This is a genomic window from Sphingomonas sp. PP-F2F-G114-C0414 (genome assembly GCF_003688595.1).
Classification (GTDB): domain Bacteria; phylum Pseudomonadota; class Alphaproteobacteria; order Sphingomonadales; family Sphingomonadaceae; genus Sphingomonas.
Genome location: NZ_RCWT01000010.1, coordinates 339,204 through 359,333, shown reverse-complemented (window position 1 = coordinate 359,333; position 20,130 = coordinate 339,204). Strand labels below are relative to the sequence as shown.

The 20,130-nt window shown below is 68.7% G+C and carries 18 protein-coding genes and 1 riboswitch; of the genes, 12 read left to right on the top strand and 6 right to left on the bottom strand.

Translation table 11 applies throughout. The features are described 5' to 3' along the window. Positions 1 to 4 precede the first annotated feature (4 nt). The 5 genes from cobN to cobJ are packed head-to-tail and all read left to right on the top strand — an operon-like array spanning position 5 to position 6,453. Positions 5 to 3,265, top strand: coding sequence for a cobaltochelatase subunit CobN (gene cobN / locus C8J47_RS06630; protein WP_121884988.1), 3,261 nt, complete (start codon positions 5 to 7; stop codon positions 3,263 to 3,265). Between the two features lie 32 nt (positions 3,266 to 3,297). Continuing rightward, positions 3,298 to 4,347 carry a cobalamin biosynthesis protein CobG gene (locus C8J47_RS06625; RefSeq protein ID WP_121885370.1) on the top strand — a complete coding sequence of 350 codons (1,050 nt, stop codon included), beginning with the start codon at positions 3,298 to 3,300 and terminating at the stop codon, positions 4,345 to 4,347. Further along, positions 4,347 to 4,976 carry a precorrin-8X methylmutase gene (locus C8J47_RS06620; RefSeq protein WP_121884987.1) on the top strand — a complete coding sequence of 210 codons (630 nt, stop codon included), beginning with the start codon at positions 4,347 to 4,349 and terminating at the stop codon, positions 4,974 to 4,976. The genes C8J47_RS06625 and C8J47_RS06620 overlap by 1 nt, the downstream gene beginning before the upstream one ends. Next, a complete protein-coding gene (gene cobI / locus C8J47_RS06615; RefSeq protein WP_121884986.1) occupies positions 4,973 to 5,698 on the top strand; it encodes a precorrin-2 C(20)-methyltransferase in 726 nt (241 codons plus the stop codon). Before C8J47_RS06620 ends, cobI begins: the two co-directional genes overlap by 4 nt. Beyond that, positions 5,695 to 6,453, top strand: coding sequence for a precorrin-3B C(17)-methyltransferase (cobJ, locus tag C8J47_RS06610; RefSeq protein WP_259467410.1), 759 nt, complete (start codon positions 5,695 to 5,697; stop codon positions 6,451 to 6,453). The genes cobI and cobJ overlap by 4 nt, the downstream gene beginning before the upstream one ends. Here cobJ and C8J47_RS06605 read toward each other — a convergent pair. After that, a complete protein-coding gene (locus C8J47_RS06605; RefSeq protein ID WP_121884984.1) occupies positions 6,429 to 7,178 on the bottom strand; it encodes a cobalt-precorrin-6A reductase in 750 nt (249 codons plus the stop codon). The genes cobJ and C8J47_RS06605 overlap by 25 nt on opposite strands. On the opposite strand from C8J47_RS06605, the gene cbiE reads away from it, so the two are divergent. The 5 genes from cbiE to cobF are packed head-to-tail and all read left to right on the top strand — an operon-like array spanning position 7,177 to position 11,594. Next, the gene (gene cbiE, locus C8J47_RS06600; RefSeq protein WP_121884983.1) at positions 7,177 to 8,385 is read left to right on the top strand and encodes a precorrin-6y C5,15-methyltransferase (decarboxylating) subunit CbiE; all 1,209 of its coding nucleotides are present in this window, start codon (positions 7,177 to 7,179) and stop codon (positions 8,383 to 8,385) included. The genes C8J47_RS06605 and cbiE overlap by 2 nt on opposite strands. Further along, on the top strand, positions 8,367 to 8,747 hold the full coding sequence (locus tag C8J47_RS06595; protein WP_121884982.1) for a cobalamin biosynthesis protein: 381 nt from the start codon (positions 8,367 to 8,369) through the stop codon (positions 8,745 to 8,747). Before cbiE ends, C8J47_RS06595 begins: the two co-directional genes overlap by 19 nt. Then, a complete protein-coding gene (gene cobM / locus C8J47_RS06590; RefSeq protein WP_121884981.1) occupies positions 8,744 to 9,529 on the top strand; it encodes a precorrin-4 C(11)-methyltransferase in 786 nt (261 codons plus the stop codon). Before C8J47_RS06595 ends, cobM begins: the two co-directional genes overlap by 4 nt. Further along, complete coding sequence (locus C8J47_RS06585) at positions 9,526 to 10,833, top strand: cobyrinate a,c-diamide synthase (RefSeq protein WP_121884980.1); 1,308 nt, start codon at positions 9,526 to 9,528, stop codon at positions 10,831 to 10,833. Before cobM ends, C8J47_RS06585 begins: the two co-directional genes overlap by 4 nt. Beyond that, complete coding sequence (gene cobF / locus C8J47_RS06580) at positions 10,830 to 11,594, top strand: precorrin-6A synthase (deacetylating) (RefSeq protein ID WP_121884979.1); 765 nt, start codon at positions 10,830 to 10,832, stop codon at positions 11,592 to 11,594. The genes C8J47_RS06585 and cobF overlap by 4 nt, the downstream gene beginning before the upstream one ends. Here cobF and C8J47_RS06575 read toward each other — a convergent pair. Further along, entirely contained in the window at positions 11,583 to 12,143 is a 561-nt protein-coding gene (locus tag C8J47_RS06575) for a histidine phosphatase family protein (protein ID WP_121884978.1), read from the bottom strand. The two genes, cobF and C8J47_RS06575, sit on opposite strands and share 12 nt — an antisense overlap. Before the next feature lie 65 nt (positions 12,144 to 12,208). After that, a riboswitch (cobalamin riboswitch) is annotated at positions 12,209 to 12,280 on the top strand. 53 nt (positions 12,281 to 12,333) lie between these two features. Between C8J47_RS06575 and C8J47_RS06570 the strand changes: the two genes are divergently transcribed. Beyond that, positions 12,334 to 12,561 (top strand): CbtB-domain containing protein, encoded by a 228-nt coding sequence (locus C8J47_RS06570; protein ID WP_121884977.1) that lies wholly within the window; start codon positions 12,334 to 12,336, stop codon positions 12,559 to 12,561. Positions 12,562 to 12,577: 16 nt separating this feature from the next. Then, positions 12,578 to 13,303, top strand: coding sequence for a CbtA family protein (locus C8J47_RS06565; protein ID WP_121884976.1), 726 nt, complete (start codon positions 12,578 to 12,580; stop codon positions 13,301 to 13,303). A 70-nt stretch (positions 13,304 to 13,373) separates the two neighbouring features. Here the strand turns inward: C8J47_RS06565 and C8J47_RS06560 are convergent, their stop codons facing one another. The 4 genes from C8J47_RS06560 to C8J47_RS06545 form a co-directional block, all read right to left on the bottom strand. After that, entirely contained in the window at positions 13,374 to 14,312 is a 939-nt protein-coding gene (locus C8J47_RS06560) for a glycoside hydrolase family 43 protein (protein WP_259467409.1), read from the bottom strand. Between the two features lie 77 nt (positions 14,313 to 14,389). After that, positions 14,390 to 15,754: a family 43 glycosylhydrolase gene (locus C8J47_RS06555; RefSeq protein WP_121884974.1), complete on the bottom strand. Its 1,365-nt coding sequence runs from the start codon at positions 15,752 to 15,754 to the stop codon at positions 14,390 to 14,392. Further along, on the bottom strand, positions 15,751 to 16,860 hold the full coding sequence (locus C8J47_RS06550; RefSeq protein WP_220683353.1) for a glycoside hydrolase family 43 protein: 1,110 nt from the start codon (positions 16,858 to 16,860) through the stop codon (positions 15,751 to 15,753). The genes C8J47_RS06555 and C8J47_RS06550 overlap by 4 nt, the downstream gene beginning before the upstream one ends. Beyond that, a complete protein-coding gene (locus C8J47_RS06545; protein WP_121885369.1) occupies positions 16,861 to 20,061 on the bottom strand; it encodes a glycoside hydrolase family 2 TIM barrel-domain containing protein in 3,201 nt (1,066 codons plus the stop codon). Positions 20,062 to 20,130 lie beyond the last annotated feature (69 nt).

Genomic DNA, 20,130 nt, shown 5'->3' with positions numbered 1-20,130 from the left:
CCCGATGCACGTCGTCTTTCGCGAGACCCACGGTCTGGAAGAAAGCGCTGTTCCCCAGGATCTGGGGCAGAGCGCTGCCGACCTCGTCGTGCTCTCGTTTTCCGACAGCGATCTCGCCGCGTTCGGCACGGGCTGGCGCGCCGCGATCGCAGCGGGCGACGCGATGCCGAGCGTGCGGCTCGCCAGTCTGGCCGAGCTGACGCATCCGCTGTCGGTCGACACCTATATCGAGCAGACGCTGGCCGGCGCAAAAGCGATCCTGATCCGACTGATCGGCGGCACCGCCTATTGGTCCTACGGTCTGCAGCAGGTCGAAGCACTCGCGCGGCGGCGCGGGATTGCCTTGGCCGTCCTGCCCGCGGACGGCCGGTACGACCGCCGGCTGGACGCCGCGTCCACGGTTCCGCCGGCGGTATTGCGGCAATTGTCGGCGCTCTGCGATATCGGCGGTGCCGACGCGTCGCGCGAGGCGCTGGCGCAGTTCGCCTTGGCCGCGGGGTTGCGGGCCGAACCGAAGACGGGTTCGCAAGCCCTCGCCGCAGTCGGCGGGTGGCTGCCGGATACCGGCGTCGCGTGTCCGGCGGCATCGCTCATGACCGCATCGCGGCCGCACATCCTGCTGATCTTCTATCGATCGTATCTGGCGGCGGCGGATCTCGATCCGATCGCCGCGTTGCACACGGCTTTCACGTCTCGCGGGTACGATGTCCTGGGGCTGTTCGTACCGTCATTGAAGGACGGCGACGCGAGCGGCTGGCTACGCCGCTGGGTGGTCGCGCTGGCGCCCGTCGCGATCGTCAACGCGACGGCGTTCTCGGGGCGCGGCAGCGACGACACGACACCGCTCGACGGTGCGGATGTTCCCGTCTTCCAGGTCGCGCTGGCGATATCGGACCGGACCGCGTGGGTCGATGCGCCGCGCGGTCTGTCGCCCGCCGACCTCGCGATGCACGTCGTCCTGCCCGAGGTCGACGGACGGATCTTCGCGGGCGTTGCCAGCTTCAAGGAAGCGGCTTCGCCCGACCCCGATCTGCAATATGCCCGCCGCGAACACCGCGCCGATGCCGAGCGCATCGCCGCGATCGCCGCGCGGATCGATGGCTGGATCGCACTGGCCGCCAAGCCTCCGACCGAGCGAAACCTGGCGATCATCCTGTCGACCTACCCCGGCAAGGCGCACCAGATGGCGCATGCCGTGGGTCTGGACGCGATCGCCTCGGTCGAGGCGATGCTGGAGGATCTGAAGGCCGCAGGATACGCGATCGACTCCCAGCACGACATCGCGTCCGCGCTCGGGTCGCCCCCCATCGCGTGGCCAGTCTCGGCCTATCGCACGGCGCTGACCACCCTGCCCGCCTCGCTGCGAACCGAGCTGTCCGCCGCCTGGGGCGAACCCGAAGACGATCCCGCGGTCCAGGCCGGTGCGTTCCGGTTCGCGGCGCTGTCGGCTGGCACCGCGCTGGTGGCACTCCAGCCCGAACGGGGGCGATCCGCCGTCCGAACCGAAGAATATCACGACCTCTCCCGCTGTCCGCGCCACGGCTATGTCGCCTTCTATCTCTGGTTGCGGTCACGCGGCACCGATGCGCTGGTCCATGTCGGCGCGCACGGCACGCTCGAATGGCTGCCCGGCAAGGCGGTCGCGCTGTCGGATGCCTGCTGGCCCGAAGCGCTGACCGGTGCGATGCCGGTGGTCTATCCATTCATCGTCAACGATCCCGGTGAGGCGGCACAAGCGAAACGACGGATCGGCGCGGTCACGCTCGGCCACGTCCCGCCGCCGATGATCGGCACGAAGAGCGGCACGGGGATGGATCGGCTCGAAGCCTTGCTCGACGAGTTTTCCACCGCTGACGGGCTCGATCCGGCACGACGGAACCGGTTGCAGGCGGACATTCGCGACGAGGCGAACGCGCTCGGGCTCGAGGACACGCTGGCGCTGGATCAGGCGGCATCCGCGGCGGACGTCGTCACGCGGATCGATACGTTCGTCTGCGACGTGAAGGACAGCCGGTTCGGCGACGGACTGCATGTGTTCGGGCGTGGCGCTCATGGCGAGGCGGAGCGTGACGGGCTGCTCGCGGCGCTTGCCGGGCGCCGTGTCCCGTCCGGGCCTGCGGGGTCGCCATGGCGCGGCCGCGCGGATGTGCTGCCGACCGGGCGCAACCTTTATGCGATCGATCCGCGTGCGGTACCGTCGCGGTCCGCGCATGCGCAGGGCGTGCTGCTCGCCGAGGAACTGATCCGCCGCCATCTCCAGGATCAGGGCGAGTATCCGAAGGGACTCGTCGTCGATCTGTGGGGATCCGCGACGATGCGTACCGCGGGTGAGGAGTTCGCGATGGCGCTTCACTTGCTCGGCGCCGAACCGGTCTGGGACATGGCGTCGCAGCGCGTCACCGGGGTCGAGATCCTGCCGCTGATGCGGCTCGACCGGCCGAGGATCGACGTGACGTTGCGCGTGTCGGGGCTCTTCCGCGACGCGTTCTCCACGCTCTGCACGATGTTCGGCCAAGCCATCCGCGCACTGGCCGCCCGCGATGAACCCGCGGATCTCAACCCGTTCGTCGCAGCGCCGGCCAGCCCGAGGGTCTATGGCCCCGCCCCCGGACGCTACGGGGTCGGCATGGACGATGCCGGCGAAACCTATATGCCCGAGGCGCGCCTTGCCGCCGGCGAAGCGTGGCTGGCGGCATCGGCCTACGCACTCGACGACGGCGAGCGGGCCGACCCCGCCGGGATCCGCGACCGCGTCGCTGCCGCCGACAGCTTCGTCCATATCCAGGACCTGCCCGAAACCGACCTGCTGCTGGCTGCCGACTATGCCGCGCACGAAGCCGGGTTCGCGGCGGCAAAGACGCTCTCGGGCGGTGACGCTGCGCTCTACCATCTCGACGCCACCGATCCCGCCCGGCCGCGCGCACGATCACTGCGCGAGGAGATCGCCCGCGTGGTTCGCGCCCGCGCCGCGCACCCGGACTGGGTCGCCGGGATGATGCGACACGGTTTCCGCGGTGCGGCGGAGATTGCGGCGACGCTCGATCACCTCGGCGCGTTCGCGCATCTGGCGGATGCCGTCTCGCCGCAATCGATCGACCTGTATTACGATGCGACCTTGGCGCGCGACGACGTGCGCGCGTTCATGGCGAACGCCAATCCGCAGGCGCTCGCGGCACTGGAGGCGCGGTTTGCCGCGCTCCATGCGTCGGGCCTGTGGACGACGCGCCGCAACTCGATCCTCGCGCAACTGGATATCGACGCGTGATCCGCGGCTGGTGCCCGACCGCGTGGCGTCCGATGGCCGCGGGTGACGGAATGATCGTCCGCGTCCGCCCGAAACTCGGCCGGCTGACCTGCCAGCAGGTGATCGGGCTGTGCGACGCCGCCATCGCCTATGGCAACGGCCAGATCGACGCCACCAATCGCGCCAACCTCCAGATCCGCGGTGTCGACGCCTGGGAACCACTGATCGAAGAGCTGTGCGATCTGGGCCTAGTCGACCGCGACCCGGTCGCCGAGGCCCGGCGCGCCATCCTGGTCGCGCCGGACTGGCGCACCGGCGACGACACGCACCGGATCGCGAGCGAGCTGATGCAGCGGCTGTCCGAACTGCCCGATCTGCCCGGCAAAGTCGGCTTTGCGATCGATGCCGGCGATACGCCCGTGCTGCACGCCGACCCCGCCGACTTCCGGATCGAGCGCGGTACCGATGGCGACCTGATCCTGCGCGCCGAAGGTCGCGAAACAGGGGCGCGGATCGCAGGCGGCGAGGTCGACGCGCTGATCGAGCTGGCGCACTGGTTCGTCGACACCGGCGGCGGCGATGTCGGGCGGATGGCGCGCCATGCTGCCCCCCTACCGATGATCGCAACCGTTCGGCCACGGGCGCCGATCGCAGAGACCGCCGATCAGGCCGGAACCGCGCATGGGCTGCCGTTCGGTCGGATCGACGCAGGAGCGCTCGCCGCGTTCATGCGCACGAGCGGCGCAACCGCGATCCGCGTGACGCCTTGGCGAACGCTCATCGTCGAAGGCGGAGCACCAGGCGTCATGCTCGGCCGCGAAGACCCCGCGACGGTCCGCGTCGATGCGTGCGTCGGCGCCCCGGCGTGCCCGCAGGCGAGCGTCGCAACCCGCGACCTCGCGATCCGCCTCGCGCCGCATGTCGCCGGTCGGCTCCACGTCTCGGGCTGCGCCAAGGGATGCGCGCGGTCCGCCCCCGCCGATGTAGTCCTGACCGGCCGTGGCGGTCGGTTCGACCTCGGCTTCGTCGCGCGCGCCGGCGACCCGCCTGCGCTCGCAGGTCTCGATGCCCCTGCCGTCCTCGCCCATTTCGGAGCCGCCTGATGCCGCATATCTACGAGACCGACGGCGCGGCGATCTATCGTCAATCGTTCGCGACGATCCGCGCCGAAGCCGATCTGGCGCGGTTTTCCCCGGAGGAGGAACCGGTCGCCGTCCGGATGATCCACGCCTGTGGCCTGGTCGGACTGGCCCAGCACATCCGGTTCTCGCGCACGTTCGCGGCCGACGCCCGTGCCGCGTTGCGCGCCGGTGCGCCGATCCTGTGCGACGCGCGGATGGTCACAGAGGGGATTACGCGCGGCCGGCTTCCCGCGGCGAACCCGGTGCTCTGCACGCTCAATGCTGCCGAAACGCCCGACCTCGCGCGCGCCATGGGCAACACGCGGTCTGCGGCGGCGCTGGAACTGTGGCGACCGCATCTGGCCGGCGCGCTGGTGGCGATCGGCAACGCGCCGACCGCGTTGTTCCACTTGCTCAACATGCTCGAAGACCCCGATTGCCCGCGTCCCGCTGCGATCATCGGCTGCCCGGTCGGCTTCGTCGGTGCGGTCGAATCGAAGGCCGCGCTCTGGGGCGTGCAACCCGTGCCCTGCGTCGTCGTCGACGGCCGGATGGGCGGCAGCGCGATCACGGTCGCGGCGATCAACGCGCTCGCAAGCTACGCCGAATGACGATCGGGACGATCCACGGCGTCGGTCTGGGCCCCGGCGCGCAGGACCTGATGAGCGTCCGCGCCGATCGCCTGGTGCGCGGCGCACGGCATATCGCGTTCTTCCGCAAGGCAGGCAAACCCGGCCAAGCGCGCCGCATCGTCGACGGCATGCTGCGTGCCGATGCGATCGAATACGCGATGGAATACCCGGTCACGACAGAGATCCCAATCTCCGACCCTCGCTACAACGACTGGCTTTCGACATTTTACGCCGAGTGCACGCGACATCTCGCGGCGCTCGCGCACGCCGGCGAAGACGTCGTCGTGCTGTGCGAAGGCGATCCCTTTTTCTACGGCTCGTTCATGCACCTGCATTCGCGCCTCTCTGACATCGCGCCGGTCTGCGTCGTGCCGGGGATCACCGGCATGTCGGGCGCCTGGACCGCGAGCGACACGCCGATCACCTGGGGCGAGGACGTCCTGACCGTGCTGACCGCGACCTTGCCGGAGGACGAATTGACTCGCCGCATTCGCGATACCGATGCGCTCGTCGTGATGAAGATCGGCCGGCACCTCGCCAAGCTGCGCCGGGCTCTTGTCGCGGCGGGCCGCGAGGAGTCCGCATGGCTGGTCGAATATGCGGCGATGCCAGACCAGCGCGTCACGCGACTGGCCGATGCGACCGACATCGCGCCATATTTCGCGATCGTGCTGATCCACGGCCAGGGACGCAGGCCGTGACGCCACCCGCAGGATGGCTCGCGATCGCCGGGCTCGGGCCGGGCGACGCCGCGCTGGTCACGCCGGAAGTGACCCAGGCGCTTGCTGAAGCCACCGACGTCATCGGCTACATCCCCTATGTCGCACGCGTCGCTCCTCGCCCCGGGCTGACGCTGCACGCATCCAACAACCGCGTCGAACTCGATCGCGCCGCGCACGCGCTGTCCCTGGCGACCGCAGGACACCGGGTCGTCGTCGTCTCCTCCGGCGATCCGGGCGTGTTCGCGATGGCGGCGGCGGTGTTCGAAGCGGTCGAGAACGGGCCCTCGGACTGGCGCGCCCTCGATATCCGCGTGCTCCCGGGAATCACCGCCATGCTTGCCGCCAGCGCGCGCGTCGGTGCGCCGCTCGGCCATGATTTCTGTGCGATCAACCTGTCCGACAATCTCAAGCCGCAGGCGCTGATCGAGCGTCGGATACGGCTGGCGGCGGACGCCGATTTCGCGATCGCGTTCTACAACCCCCGCTCGAAGGCGAGACCCGACGGGTTCGGCACCGCCTTGGCGATCCTGCGCGAGACCTGCGCGGATGCGCGCCCGGTCCTGTTCGCCCGCGCAGTGTCGACGCCCGACGAAGACCTGCGGATCGTCGCGCTGCCCGATGCGCGGCCCGAGATGGCGGACATGCGGACGGTCGTCATTATCGGGTCGAGCACGACGCGGATGATCGCGCGCGCCGGGACGCCGTTTCTCTACACGCCGAGGTCGGCGTCGTGATCCAGCCAGCGAAGCACGCCCGCGACATCGTAGACTTCGGTTCGCGCAGGGATGGCGGGACGATCGATCATGACCACCGGCAGCCCGAGCGTCCGTGCCGCAACCAGCTTGGCCATCGCGCCCGAACCACCGGCATTCTTGCATACCAGCAGATCGATCGCGTGCTCGCGCAGCAGGGTCAGGTCGCACTCGACGGTAAACGGTCCGCGATCGATGACGAGATGATGATCGGGCAGTCCGATTGCACGCTCCGCGCGGTCGACGAAGCGCAGCAGATAGCGGTGCTGCGGCTGTGCTGCGAACGCCTCGACATGCATGCGCCCAAGCGCCAGCATGACGCGTCGCGACGGCCCTGCCAGCGCCGCGACGGCTGCGTCGATATCGCCGACGCGGTGCCAGTCGTCGCCGTCTTCGGGAGTCCAGGCCGGTCGCGTAAACGCAATATGCAGGACACCTGCCAAGGCCGCCGCCGCGAGAGCATGCCGGCTCATCTGCGCCGCGAACGGATGCGTCGCGTCGACCAGATGTGTGATGCCCGTTTCACGAAGATAGGTCGCGAGGCCGTCGACACCCCCGAACCCGCCGATCCGCACGGGCACCGGCTGTGGCTTCGGGTTCGCGACACGACCGGCATAGCTCAGCACAGCGGCGATACCGCGTTCCGCCAGCGCGGAAGCAAGCGCGCTGGCTTCGGTGGTGCCGCCGAGAATGAGGATGGACGGCATGGGTGAGTCTCGCACTGTTCAGTGGCTGACGATCGTCGGGATCAACGAGGATGGACCGGCGGGGTTGTCGCCGGCAAGTCGCACCGCGATCGAACGCGCCGATCTGGTGACCGGTGCGACGCGGCATCTCGCGCTGCTACCCGATCTTCGCTGCGATGTCGCACCCTGGCCGATCCCGTTCGACGACGGCATCGCGCGCTTGCTCGAACAGCGCGGGCGGCGCGTCGTCCTGCTCGTCTCGGGCGATCCGTTCTGGTTCGGTGCGGGGACGACCATCACACGGCATCTCGCGCGCGACGAATGGGTGGCGCATCCGGCGGTCTCCACGTTCGCGCTCGCCGCCGCGCGGCTGGGTTGGCCGATCGACGATACCGCCTGCCTGGGACTCCATGCCGCACCGTTGACGCGGCTGCGTCCGATCCTCGCGCCGGGGCGACAGGCGATCGTCCTGGTGCGCGATGGTACCGCAGTAAGTCAGCTCGCACGCTATCTCGACGAGCTGGGTTTCGGCGCCAGCATGCTGTGGATACTCGAAGCGCTCGGCGGCCCGTCCGAGCGCATCCGCCGCAGCACCGCTGCCACGCTCGACTTCGCCGATATCGCGCATCCCGTGGCCGTCGGTGTGACGGTAGCGGGCGACGGCGCGGTGGTGCCCAGTGCCGCCGGCCGTCCGGATCATTGGTTCGACCATGACGGACAGATCACGAAACGGGCGGTGCGCGCGCTGACGCTCTCCGCGCTCGCACCGAGGCCGGCCGAGACCTTGTGGGACATCGGCGCCGGGTCGGGTTCGATCGGCATCGAGTGGCTCTTGTCGCACACGTCGACGAGCGCGGTCGCGTTCGAGGCGGATCCGGTTCGCGCCGACCGGGTCCGCGCCAATGCGACAAAATTGGGAGCCGACCGACTCCGCGTTATCAACGGCCGTGCGCCCGAAGTCCTCGAAGGGCTTCCCTCGCCCGATGTCGTGTTCGTTGGCGGTGGATTGTCGAACGCCTTGCTCGACCGGTTATGCGCGACGCTCGATGCCGGCACGCGTCTGGTCGCAAATGCCGTGACGCTCGAATCCGAAATCCTGCTGACCCAATGGCACGCGACCAAGGGTGGCACGCTCCAGCGGATCGAGCTGTCGGACGCCGCCCCACTTGGCACGCGACGCGGGTGGCGCGCGCATTACCCCGTCGTGCAATGGAGCGTCGCGCTGTGATCGTCGCCGGTTTCGGCTTTCGTGCCGCCGCCGATGTAGCGGCGTGCAAGGCCGCGCTCGCGCTCGCGCAGAGTGGCCATCCTGCGGTGACGGCGCTTGCCGCGCCCCATGACAAGATAGCACTGCTTGCCTCGCTCGCCACTGCGCTCGACCTGCCGCTGATCGCCGTGACGCCGGAAATGCTGCGCAGCATAACCACGCCAACGAGCTCCCGATTCAGCCTCGAAACACGCGGCACCGGCAGTGTCGCGGAAGCCGCAGCGCTGAGCGCGGCAGGTCCCGACGCACGGCTTCTGACCCGCCGCCACGTCTCTCCCAACCGGATGGCGACCTGTGCCATCGCCCAAGGACCTGCTGCATGACCGTTCATTTCATCGGTGCCGGCCCCGGTGCGCCCGATCTGCTGACGTTGCGCGGACGCGATCTGATCGCGGCGTCGCCGGTGTGCCTCTACGCCGGATCGCTGGTGCCCGCGGCGCTGCTCGAGCATTGCCCGTCCGGTGCGCGGATCATCAACACCGCGCCGCTGTCGCTCGATCAGATCGTCGCGGCGATCGCCGACGCGCACGCCGCGGGCCACGACATCGCTCGACTGCATTCGGGCGACCTGTCGATCTGGTCGGCGATGGGCGAGCAACTCCGTCGGCTGCGTGCGCTCGACATCCCATTCACCGTGACGCCCGGCGTGCCCGCGTTCGCCGCGGCGGCGGCGGCGCTCGAAGCCGAACTGACGCTTCCCGGTCTGACGCAGTCGGTCGTGCTGACACGCACGCCCGGACGCGCGAGCGCGATGCCGCCCGCCGAGGACCTTGCCGCGTTCGCCGCCACCGGATCGACCCTGGCGATCCATCTGTCGATCCATAACCTTGCCCAGGTGGTGGCCGCGGTAACGCCCGCGTACGGGAGCGACTGTCCGGCGGCGATCGTCTGGCGGGCGAGCTGGCCGGATCAACGCATCGTCCGGGCGACGCTGGCGACGATCGTCGAGGCTGCGGCCGATGGCCCCGATCGGACGGCGTTGATCCTCGTCGGGCGCGTTCTCGCCGCCGCGAATTTCGACGAGAGCAGCCTGTATGCGACAGGGTATGACCGTCGCTTCCGACCGCAGGATGCGACGTCGCGGTTTGCGGAGGGCTCTGTATGATCCCCGGTTTGATGATCGCCGCGCCCGCCTCGGGAACCGGCAAGACCACGGTCATGCTCGGCCTGCTCCGCGCGCTGCGCGACGACGGGTTGGCCGTGCAGCCGTTCAAGAGCGGCCCCGACTATATCGATCCCGCATTCCACCGCGCGGCCAGCGGGCGGGCCTCGTTCAACCTCGACAGCTGGGCGATGAGCGGCATGATGCTCGACGGCCTTGCCGCGCAGGCGAGCGACGCCGATTTCGTGCTAGCGGAAGGCTCGATGGGGCTGTTCGACGGCGTCGCGAAACCCGGCGCCACCGGCAACGGTGCCAGCGCGGACATCGCGCGGCGGATGGGCTGGCCGGTGGTGCTGGTGATCGACGTATCGGGTCAGGCGCAGTCGGCCGCGGCGACGGCGCTCGGCTTTGCGCGCTACGATCCCGAGCTTCCGATCGCCGGCGTGATCCTGAACCGGGTCGCGAGCCCGCGGCATGAACGGCTGGCGCGCAGCGGCATGGCGGCGGTCGGCATCCACGTGTTCGGCGCGCTGCCACGGCGCGGCGACCTGAAACTGCCCGAGCGGCATCTAGGGCTGGTCCAGGCGTCGGAACATGCCGATCTCGAGACCCGGATCGCCGACTACGCCGCATTTCTGCGCGAGCATGTCGATCTCGCCGCGATCCGCGCCGCGGCATCGGCAACGCCGCACGCCGAGTCCGAACCGCATAGCTTCAGGCCGCCGGCCCAGCGGATCGCGCTGGCACAGGATGCCGCGTTCTCATTCGCGTATCCGCACATGCTGGCCGGATGGCGGAGTGCGGGCGCTGAAATCCTACCCTTCTCACCGCTCGCCGATGAAGCCCCCGCGCCGCACGCCGATCTCGTCTGGTTGCCCGGCGGCTATCCCGAACTGCACGCCGGTCGTCTCGCCGAGGCGCGCACTTTCCACGCGGCGCTGGCCGAGCACGCGCGCACGCGGCCCGTGCACGGCGAGTGCGGCGGCTACATGGCGCTCGGCGAGGCGCTGATCGATGCCGACGGCACGCGCCACCGCATGGCGGGACTGCTCGGTCTGGTCACGAGTTATGAGAAGCGCCGCATGCATCTGGGCTATCGCCGTGCGACTCTGCTCGCACCGATGGCCGGGGTCATGGCGGGCAGCGATCTGCGCGGTCACGAATTCCATTATTCGACGATCCTCGACCAACCGGATCAGCCACTCGCCGAAGTGACGGATGCCGAGGGCACGCTGGTGGCCGAAAGCGGATCGTATCGCGACCGCGTATCGGGCACCTTCTTCCACCTGATCGCGCACGGCCGATGAGCGCGATCGACCTGCATCTGATCGGGATCGGGACGGGCAATCTCGATCACCTCACGCGTGCGGCGGAGGCTGCTATGAACGCCGCCGACGTCATCCTCCTGCCGCGCAAGGGCGATGCGAAGTCCGACCTGATCGATCTGCGCCGGACGATCTGCGCCACGGTCCTGACCGGTAGCACGCGGGTCGTGGAGTTCGACCTCCCCGTGCGCGGCACCGCGGGAGCCTATCTCGCCGAGGTCGACGACTGGCACGATGCGATCGCCGAATGCTGGGCGGATGCGGTCGCGCGACATCTTCCCGAGGGCGGACGGCTGGCGTTGCTCGTCTGGGGTGACCCGTCGCTGTACGACAGCAGCCTGAGGATCGCCGAGCGCTTGCGCCACGCCGGCATTTCGCTGCGGGTCCATGTCGTTCCTGGGATCACCAGCCTGCAGGCGCTGACCGCGGCGCACGCGATACCACTCAACAGCCTCGGCGCGCCGGTGCTCGTCACGACCGGACGACGGCTGCGCGACGAGGGTTGGCCGGCGGGGATCGATACGCTGGCGGTGATGCTGGATGGCGGCTGTGCGTTCGAGACCATCGCTGCGCCGGACATCGACATATGGTGGGGAGCCTATCTCGGCATGCCGCACGAAGCACTGGTCGCAGGGCCACTGACCGAGGTGGCAGTAAAGATCGCCTCCGATCGTGCCGCGCTACGCGCCGAGCATGGCTGGATCATGGACACCTACCTGCTCCGCCGCCGGTCAGCCGCGTAGTGCCTGAAGACGCCAGACGCGGTTGAACGACAGGATCGTCTGCGACAGCGGGGCGATATCGATCCGCAGCGTCGCCGCGACCGGTATCGACAGCGCCGTTGCAATGGTCGCGCGGATCACGCTCGCGTGCGTGATCGCCACGATAGGCTGGTCGATCCGCTCCAGGCTGCGGAGCCAGGGTTCGACGCGTTGCGCGACGGCGGCAAGCGTTTCGCCGTTCGGCGCACCATCTTCGGGCGCCATAAGCCACGCCGCCAGAGCCTCCGGCGCGAGCGTATGAACCGCCTCGAACGACAGCCCGGTCCAGGCACCGTGGTCGATGTCGCGCAACACCTCGCTCGGCGTAGCGGCCAGTCCCAGGGCGATCGCAGTCTCGCGCGCCGCGGTGTTGGGACTGGTCCAGACACTCGCCGGCTTCGGACCGTCCAGCTTTGCCGCCCCCGCCTTGGCCCTTCCCCCCTCGTCGAGCGGTTCCGCCGGATCGGGGAAACCACCCGCGCGCATCGAGCGCGTGCCGCCAGCGCAGATCAGGACGAGACGGGTCGCCATCCAAAACTCCAAATCGGTTGACGCCCCTGCCCCGTCGCTCCACAGCAGAGCGATCGGAGCCGGGCGGGAAGCCGGTGCGATACCGGCGCGGTCGCGCCACTGTGATCGACGGACTCCATCCTGTCGAGAGCCAGACCCCGCCCGACGCCTCAACGTTCGCCGGGCGCGAAATCCCGGTAGGAGACTGATCATGGCCGCACGCGCGCTTTCCCCGCACGACCCGTACATCGCGATCGGGACGACCCCCGGCATTCCGCTCGACGAGATCGCCCCCTGGGCGGTACTCGGCAGCATCATCGCGCTGATCATGCTGTATTTCGTCAGCACCGAACAGGGCGCGTTCGCACTGTTCCAAGGCATGTACGTGCATGAATACGTCCATGACGGGCGCCATCTGCTGGGCTTCCCCTGCCACTGAGCCGGGGCCCCAGACCATGATGAAACACATGCTGTGGCGCGGGATGCTGTCGGGCATCCTCGGCGCGCTGATCGCCGCGACCTTCGCGCTAGTCTTCGCCGAACCCAAGATCGACGCCGCGATAGCCTTCGAAGCGGCACACGCCGCACACGCCATGCCCGGCATGGACGAGGAACTCGTCAGCCGAACGATCCAGAAGACCGCAGGGCTCTACACCGCGATGCTGATGTACGGGACCGCGCTCGGCGGCCTGTTCGCAATCGTCTTCGCGGTTCTCTACGGTCGCGTCGTGCAGATCGGGCCACGCAGCCTGTCGCTGCTGCTCGCGCTCGCGACGGTCGTCGTGATCGTCCTCGTGCCCGCGCTCAAATACCCGCCGACGCCGCCGGCGGTGGGTCTTCACGAGACGGTCAGACTGAGAACCGTCGCCTATTTCGGGATGCTCGGCTTTTCGGTGCTGGCCGCGGTCGCGGGCGTCTGGATACGGCGGCGCCTGAGCGGGCGATCGTCCGCAATCGATGCCATCCTAGCCGGTGTGGTCGGCTATGTCGCGCTAGTCGCAGCACTGCAATTGCTCCTGCCGACGATCGACGAGGTCCCCGCGACGTTCCCCGCAACTCTGCTGTGGCAATTCCGGATCGCGTCGATCGCCACGCAGACGGTGTTGTTCGTCGTCATCGGGATCGCCTTCGGCTGGCAGATCGACCGTACCTTACGTGAACGGCACGCGGTCGAGCGGTAGGCGCGGCGCGAAAGCATCCGGGATCTATTCCGTCGACGTAGCGCCCGTTGGTCCTGAAACGGCGACCGGCTCAGCGGTGCGTCGGAGCGGTCTCGCCATCGAGATCGGTGGCCTCGCGGACGATCGCCACGCGGTCGCCGGTGTCGCGCATGACGTAGAGCTTGCCGCGCGCGTTCTTGAACGGGCGGTGCAGCACCATCATCAGCGTCCCGTCGAACCGACGGAAGAGCATCCCGTGGCCGCTGTCGCGCCGGACCAGAGGTTCGAGTTGCTGCCACGGCCCCGCCAGCGTCCCGCTGCGCGATCGGGCGAGCCCTTGGACATAGCCGGTGCGGTCGTAGCTCGACCACAGCATCAACAGGCGCCCGGTGCGCGTACGGAACAGTTCGGGCCCATCGGTGACGCGGATCACATCGCCCTCGGCCTGCGGCTTGCCGTCCGCCCAAGGCGCCGCCGACGCGTGGAACAGCACGCGTGGCGGTCCGCTGGCGGCGAGCCGATCGTTCAGCGGCACCGCCTCGATCGTGCCGTCTCCGGTCTGCACCCACTCGTGCGCGTAGACCAGCCACGGACGCTTCGCAGGGTCGACGTACAGCGTGCCGTCGAGCGTCATCGTCTCGGGATCGACCACCGGCTCGGCATCGCGAACCGGCAGGAACGGGCCGTCGAGCCGGTCCGCCACTGCCAGCGTCGTGCCGCGGCGATGCAGCTTGCGCACGCCCTGCGTCTTCAGCGCGGCGGACTCATTGTGGTAGGTCGCGAACAGATACCAGCGCCCGCGCCACCAATGCACCTCGGGCGCCCACGCGCCATCGTTCGCCCAGCCGCCGGGCGGGATCACCGACACGATACGCGGCCGCGACCAGTCGCGCAGGTTGCGGCTGGTATAGGCCATGATGCCGATCCGCGGGTCGCCCGACATCTTCGGCTCATTGCGCGTATAGAGATGATAGGTCCGCGTCGCCCGATCCGCGACGATCCACGGATCGTGGAGCGGCATATCGGGCATCCGCAGCATCGTCGGCTGTGCCCTAGCGAGGGGTGCGCTCGATGCGAGTGCGGGCAACGCGAGCGCGAGAACCAGCGCTAATGGCCGGTATCTCGTAATCGAATCGTCCACTCCCAGACGCCCGCACCGGTTGGCACGGTCAGCCGCAGATAGCGGGTCGGTGCGGCGTGGTGGAGCACGATCGGCGATCCGCTTGCCGTCGCCTGCGCCACGCGGCGCCAGGTCCGCCCATCCGCGGAGGCCTCGATCGACAGCGCGTAGCGACGGATCGGATATTCCATCCGCACCAGGCTCTCGCGCACCGTCCGCACCGACCCGAGATCGGCGACCAGCGTCGCGGGCGCACCCGGCTTGGCGCGCCACAGCGTCGCGTAATTGTCGTCTGCCGCGCGCGCCGGACCGTGCAGCGCATCGGCCCCCTCGCCGCCCGCGGTCCAGTGCAGCCCCGCATCGCGACGTGCCGCGAACCCCTCGACGATCCCGCCGTGGCTCGGCACGACGGTCGCGATCGTCCCGTCGTCGCGGATCGTCAGCGGATCGACCGCGACCTGCCGCAATACCGCGTCGCCGGGTGGCGGGAACGGCAGGCCCTGGCGGTGATACAGGATGTACGCTTGGCCGCCCGACCGGAAGATCGCATGATGCCCCGGACTGATCACGTCGCGCGCGCGATCGGTCGACAGGATCGGGCTGTTGGCGGCCTCGCGGAACGGCCCGAACGGCGTGTCGCCGATCGCGTACCGCACCTTGTACGTGTCCTCGGTCGTCTTCCCGTCGCTATAGGTCAGCGCATAATGTTTCCCCGCGCGGACCATGAACGGGGCTTCGAAATAATGCGGCGGCGTCACGTCCTTCGGCGTGCCGTCGAACGTCACCATGTCGGGCTTGAGCTTGACGACGAAGCAATGCCCGTTGGTCCAGTTCCACCCCGATCCCCAATAGAGATAGGCCTGGCCGTCGTCGTCGACGAACGCTTCGGCATCGATCATGTGGTACCGGGGGTCGAACGCCTTGGCGATCAGCGGCTTGCCGCCGTGCGCGTCGCGCCACGGTCCGGCCGGCGACGGCGCGGTACCGACCCAGACTTCGCTGCCGACCGAGACGTACATGAACCAGCGGCCATCGCGCGTCTTCACCACCGACGGCGCCCAGACCTTCGAGTCCCCCGAACTCGGGCTCGTCGCCGCGGCCTTGGTCGGCCAGGCGGGGGTCGAGAAGGTCCAGTCGCGACCGTTGGTCGAGGTCCAGAGCGCGAGCCGGTCGTCGCCCCACGGGTCGATCGTCGCGAAGATGTACCAGCGGCCCTTGTCGTGGACGATCGAGGGATCCGCGAAATAGCCGGGCAGCAAGGGATTGCGGTCGCCGGCCGTGTCCCAGCACGGCGGCGGCGCATCGGCCGCGACGAGCAGCGCGGCGGCAGCGAGCAGAGCGATCCGGATCATAAATCCTCCAGTGTCCAGCGATCGCGCCAGCGCAGGATCGGCCGGTCGCCCTCCCACTCGATCGGCAGCCAGACATAGCGACCGTCGATCGCGTTCTTCGGACGCCAGATATCCGCCATGAACACGAACCGCTCACGCCCGCTCCTGCCGGTGAGCGGCAGGACGAAGGTACTTTGCCCGCCGAATGTCGTCGCGACCTGCTCGGGTGTGCCACGCACGGGGTTACCGAGCGAGGTCCACGGTCCCTCGATCCGGTCGGCGACGAACGACCGGGCGGGATTTGGTGCCCAACCGGTCAGTCCCGAGGTGATCATGTAATAGCGCCCGCGCGCGCGAAAAATCGTCGGCGCCTCGTTCGCGCCGCCGGGCAGCAACCGCCAATGGCGTCCGTCATGCGCGGTCAGGTCGGGTCGCAGCCGCGCCGCCTGCAGGGTGCGGTTTTCCTCCGACGCATAGACGTGCCACGCGGTGCCCTCGGCGTCGACGAACAGCGTCATGTCGCGCGCCATCTGCCCGCCAGGCCGATCGCGGACGAGATGGCTGTCGGTGTCCGCCTTGTCCGCCGCAGTGACGTTGACCGGCCACTGCCCCGGATCGACGCGGCCCGAACGCAGGAAGCGATACGGCCCGGTCACACGGTCGGCGACCGCGACGCCGGCGCGCGCGGCGGCATAGCCCTGCCCCTTGAGTTCGAGGTGGAACCACATCACGAACCGCCCCGACACCGGATCGCGCAACACCTTGGGCCGCTCGATCACGCAACCGCGGACGATATCGCTCTTCGGATCGTCCGAGACGGCGAGCGCGATACCCTCGTCGCGCCAGTCGTAGAGGTTCGCCGAACTGTAGACGTGAACGCCGACCTGCGCGACGTTGCCGCCTTCGCCCGCCGTCTTGTGTTCGCCGAACCAGTACCAGCGATCACCCTGCCGCAGCAGTCCGCCGCCATGCGCGTTGATGTGGACGCCGCGGTTGTCCGGCCACAGCGCGCCCGGCGTGAACGCGTGCCCGCGCGCGCGCGCTAAGGCCGGAACCGAGGCCGCTACCAGCGTGGCGGCCCCGCCAACGATCAAACTACGCCGGGTCGGCTCCATCCTGGTCCTCACCTATTCCTCAGAAGTCGCGGTGGCGGGGCGCGCCTTGGCGGGCGTCGTCCCCTCGCCGGCAAACGGCGCAAGGCGGAAGGCGACGCGCGTCGGCGCCAGCGGCAGGCGGTATTTGGGCAGCGGCTTGCCGACCTCGCTCCACTGCGTATCGCCGCCGACGCCCCATTGCGCGCCATCGATCAGCAGAGTCACCTGACCATGCGGGACGACGTCGGTGCTCTTCCACGTCCCCGGCACGTGACGATCGAGATCGGCATAGGGGAAGGCGAGCGCATTGATCATCAACGGCGTTTCGCCGCTGACGCGAAGCCCGCGCCCCGCGCCGCTCAGTTCCATCCAGCGGACGTCGACCTTGTTGCCGGTCTCCTGCGGGCGGATATAGTCGTGGTTCTGCGCCGCGATCGCACCGCGCCACAGCCCGATCGGCGCCGAGGTCTTGCGGTCGACATAGCTCTCGTGTGGCCCCCGCCCATACCATTCGACGGTCTTGATGTCGGTCGGCATCGCGAACGCCAGCCCGACTCGAAACGGCGGCGGCAGGTCGGTCTTGATCGGGGTAAGCTGGCCCTCGACCGAGACGCTGCCATCGCGCGCCATCGCATAGGTCGTCACGAACCCGGCCGCGCCGTCGCCCAGGCCATACTCGATCCGCACCGTGGCGGCACCATCCGCAGCCTTGCCGCGCGTGACGCTGTGCACCGTCCGCGTCTCGCTCATGCTCTTCCAGACCGCCAGCTGCTTGTCGGTGCCGATGCCGATATCGTTGTCGGTTACCGCGCGCCAGAAATGCGGCGCGCCCCCGCTCGCGAGCAGGACGCCGTCGCGCGCGTAGCTGCGGACGAGGCCGGTCTTGCGGTCGATCGCGAGCGTGGCGCTCCCCGCCGAAAGCGTGATCGCGCCGCCTGCGTCCTTCACCCCGACGTCGGAGCCTGCGGCCGGTGCAGCGGCAATTACGGCCGCACCGCCGATCGGAAACTGCTCCCAGCTTACCACATGCCCGGCCGGCACGAGCGGGACCGCATCCGGCTTTGCCGTCGCGCGCACCGTCACGAAATATTCCGAGCCCGGCTTGCGCACGATCGTCCCGAGCGGGAGCGCGACTGCCTGCGTCGCATGCGCCGCGGTGGTCATCGGCGGCAGCGCACCGTGCGCGATCGGCACGCCGTCCTCCTCGACCTCCCAGTCGAACGCGAAGCCCGACAGGTCGCGGAAGTCATGCCGGTTGCGCACCGTGACCGTCCCGGTCGCAGCGTCGAACGCCTCGAACCGGATCGGCGCGTATACCTTGTCGATCTCGTAGAGCGCCGGGTTGGGCGTCCGATCGGACTGGAGCAGGCCGTCGCCGAACTCGATCTCGCCGCCGGGGTTCGGGCCATATTCGCTGCCGTCGCCCCAATAGCGGCGACCGTCCTTGGTATGCCGGTACATCGACTGATCGACCCAGTCCCACACGAACCCGCCCTGCAGCTTGTCGGGATGCGCGTAGATCGTGTCCCAATATTCGGCGAGATCGCCGCCCGAATTGCCCATCATGTGCCCGTATTCGCACTGGATCATCGGCTGTTTGAAGTTCCAGTTGGTCGCGTAATCGGCCATCTTCTCGGCGCTGTCGTACATCGGCGCATAGATGTCGGCGTACCAGTTGGGGCGGTGGTCGCTGACCCCGTCCCAGGTGCCCCAACCGAGATAGCTGATCAGCCGGCCCGGATCGCGCGTCTTCGCGGCGGTCGCGGCGGCGGCGAAGTTGGGCCCGATCCCGGCCTCGTTGCCCATCGACCAGAAGATGATCGACGGATGGTTCTTGTCGCGCTCGACCATGTTGGCGACGCGGCTGACATGCGCGTCCTTCCACGCCGGATCGAACCCGACCTGCATCGCGGCGCGCTGTTCAGGATGCTTGTTCGCGTAATCCATGTACGCGTGGCTCTCGATATTGGCCTCGTCCATCACGTACAGGCCGTATTCGTCCGCCAGCGCATACCAGCGCGGATCGTTCGGATAATGCGACGTCCGCACCGCGTTGATGTTGTTGCGCTTCATCAGTTCGATATCGCGGCGCATCGACGCTTCGGAGATCACGTGGAACGTCTCGGGATCGTGCTCGTGGCGGTTGACGCCGCGAATGATGATCGGCTTGCCGTTGACGCTGACCAGCCCGTTCTTCATCTCGACCGTGCGGAAACCGATCCGCTGCGGCGTCGCCTGGACGACCTTGCCGTCGGCACCGACCAGTTCGACCAGCAGCGTGTAGAGATTGGGCGTCTCCGCCGACCACGGCTTTACGCCCGGTATCGTCCCACCCAGCGTCACGGTCCGTTCCGTCGTCCCCGGCGCGACCCGCACGGCCTTTGTCAGCAGCGTGCGATTGCCGTCCATCAGCGTCATCCGCGCGGTCAGTGCGGTCGTCGCGGGCGTGACCGCGATCTCGGTCGACAGCACGCCGTCGCGGTACGCCGCATCGAGCCCGGCATGGACGAACAGGTCGCGGATGCGCGCCTTGGGCGCCGCCATCAGATAGACCTCGCGCTCGATCCCCGACACGCGCCAGAAATCCTGATCCTCCAGATAGGACCCGTCGGACCAGCGATGAATCTGGATCGCGACGACGTTGCGGCCCGCGGTCATGAATTTCGTGACGTCGAACTCGCTCGGCAGCTTCGAATCCTCCGAATAGCCGACCTTCTTGCCGTTCACCCACACGTCGTACGCCGAGCCCGCCGCGCCGATGTGAAGGATCACGTCCTGCCCCGCCCAGCCCGCGGGCAGCGTCACGTCGCGCCGGTACGACCCGACCGGGTTGGTCGCGTGCGGGATCAGCGGGCGATTGGCCGGAAACGGATAGGTGATGTTGAAATACCGTGCCTGATCATGGCCCTCGGCCTGCCAGTCCGCCGGCACCTTGATATCGACCCAGCGCGACACGTCGTAGGTCGGTTGTTCGAACCCGGCAGGCACGGCATCCGACGATGGCGACAGCGCGAACTTCCACAGTCCGTCGAGGCTCAGGAACCGCGCGGATTTAGCCGGATCGCCCGCCATTGCCGCCGCACGCGTCTCGAACGGAAAGCTGGTGGCGGACGCGGGCATCTTGTTGCGCGCGAACACGGCGGGATTTTCCCAGTCGGGACGCGCCGGATCGATCTGCACCGGCTGGACCCGCGGCGCATCCTGCGCGGCGACACCGGCGGTCAACGCCAGCATGCTCGCGCCGATCACTATGCTCGAAACCTTCACCCGTTCCTCCTGTATGATGCGTTCGCACCTTATTTG

Coding starts and splice junctions, on each gene's coding strand:
- C8J47_RS06595 (WP_121884982.1), top strand. CDS start 8,367: ATGGAGCGTCGCGCTGTGATCGTCGCCGGTTTCGGCTTTCGTGCCGCC.
- C8J47_RS06570 (WP_121884977.1), top strand. CDS start 12,334: ATGGCCGCACGCGCGCTTTCCCCGCACGACCCGTACATCGCGATCGGG.
- C8J47_RS06625 (WP_121885370.1), top strand. CDS start 3,298: ATGGCCGCGGGTGACGGAATGATCGTCCGCGTCCGCCCGAAACTCGGC.
- C8J47_RS06620 (WP_121884987.1), top strand. CDS start 4,347: ATGCCGCATATCTACGAGACCGACGGCGCGGCGATCTATCGTCAATCG.
- cbiE (WP_121884983.1), top strand. CDS start 7,177: ATGGGTGAGTCTCGCACTGTTCAGTGGCTGACGATCGTCGGGATCAAC.
- C8J47_RS06585 (WP_121884980.1), top strand. CDS start 9,526: ATGATCCCCGGTTTGATGATCGCCGCGCCCGCCTCGGGAACCGGCAAG.
- C8J47_RS06545 (WP_121885369.1), bottom strand. CDS start 20,061: ATGCTGGCGTTGACCGCCGGTGTCGCCGCGCAGGATGCGCCGCGGGTC.
- C8J47_RS06575 (WP_121884978.1), bottom strand. CDS start 12,143: ATGGCGACCCGTCTCGTCCTGATCTGCGCTGGCGGCACGCGCTCGATG.
- C8J47_RS06560 (WP_259467409.1), bottom strand. CDS start 14,312: ATGCCCGATATGCCGCTCCACGATCCGTGGATCGTCGCGGATCGGGCG.
- cobI (WP_121884986.1), top strand. CDS start 4,973: ATGACGATCGGGACGATCCACGGCGTCGGTCTGGGCCCCGGCGCGCAG.
- cobN (WP_121884988.1), top strand. CDS start 5: ATGCACGTCGTCTTTCGCGAGACCCACGGTCTGGAAGAAAGCGCTGTT.
- C8J47_RS06555 (WP_121884974.1), bottom strand. CDS start 15,754: ATGATCCGGATCGCTCTGCTCGCTGCCGCCGCGCTGCTCGTCGCGGCC.
- C8J47_RS06605 (WP_121884984.1), bottom strand. CDS start 7,178: ATGCCGTCCATCCTCATTCTCGGCGGCACCACCGAAGCCAGCGCGCTT.
- cobM (WP_121884981.1), top strand. CDS start 8,744: ATGACCGTTCATTTCATCGGTGCCGGCCCCGGTGCGCCCGATCTGCTG.
- C8J47_RS06565 (WP_121884976.1), top strand. CDS start 12,578: ATGATGAAACACATGCTGTGGCGCGGGATGCTGTCGGGCATCCTCGGC.
- cobF (WP_121884979.1), top strand. CDS start 10,830: ATGAGCGCGATCGACCTGCATCTGATCGGGATCGGGACGGGCAATCTC.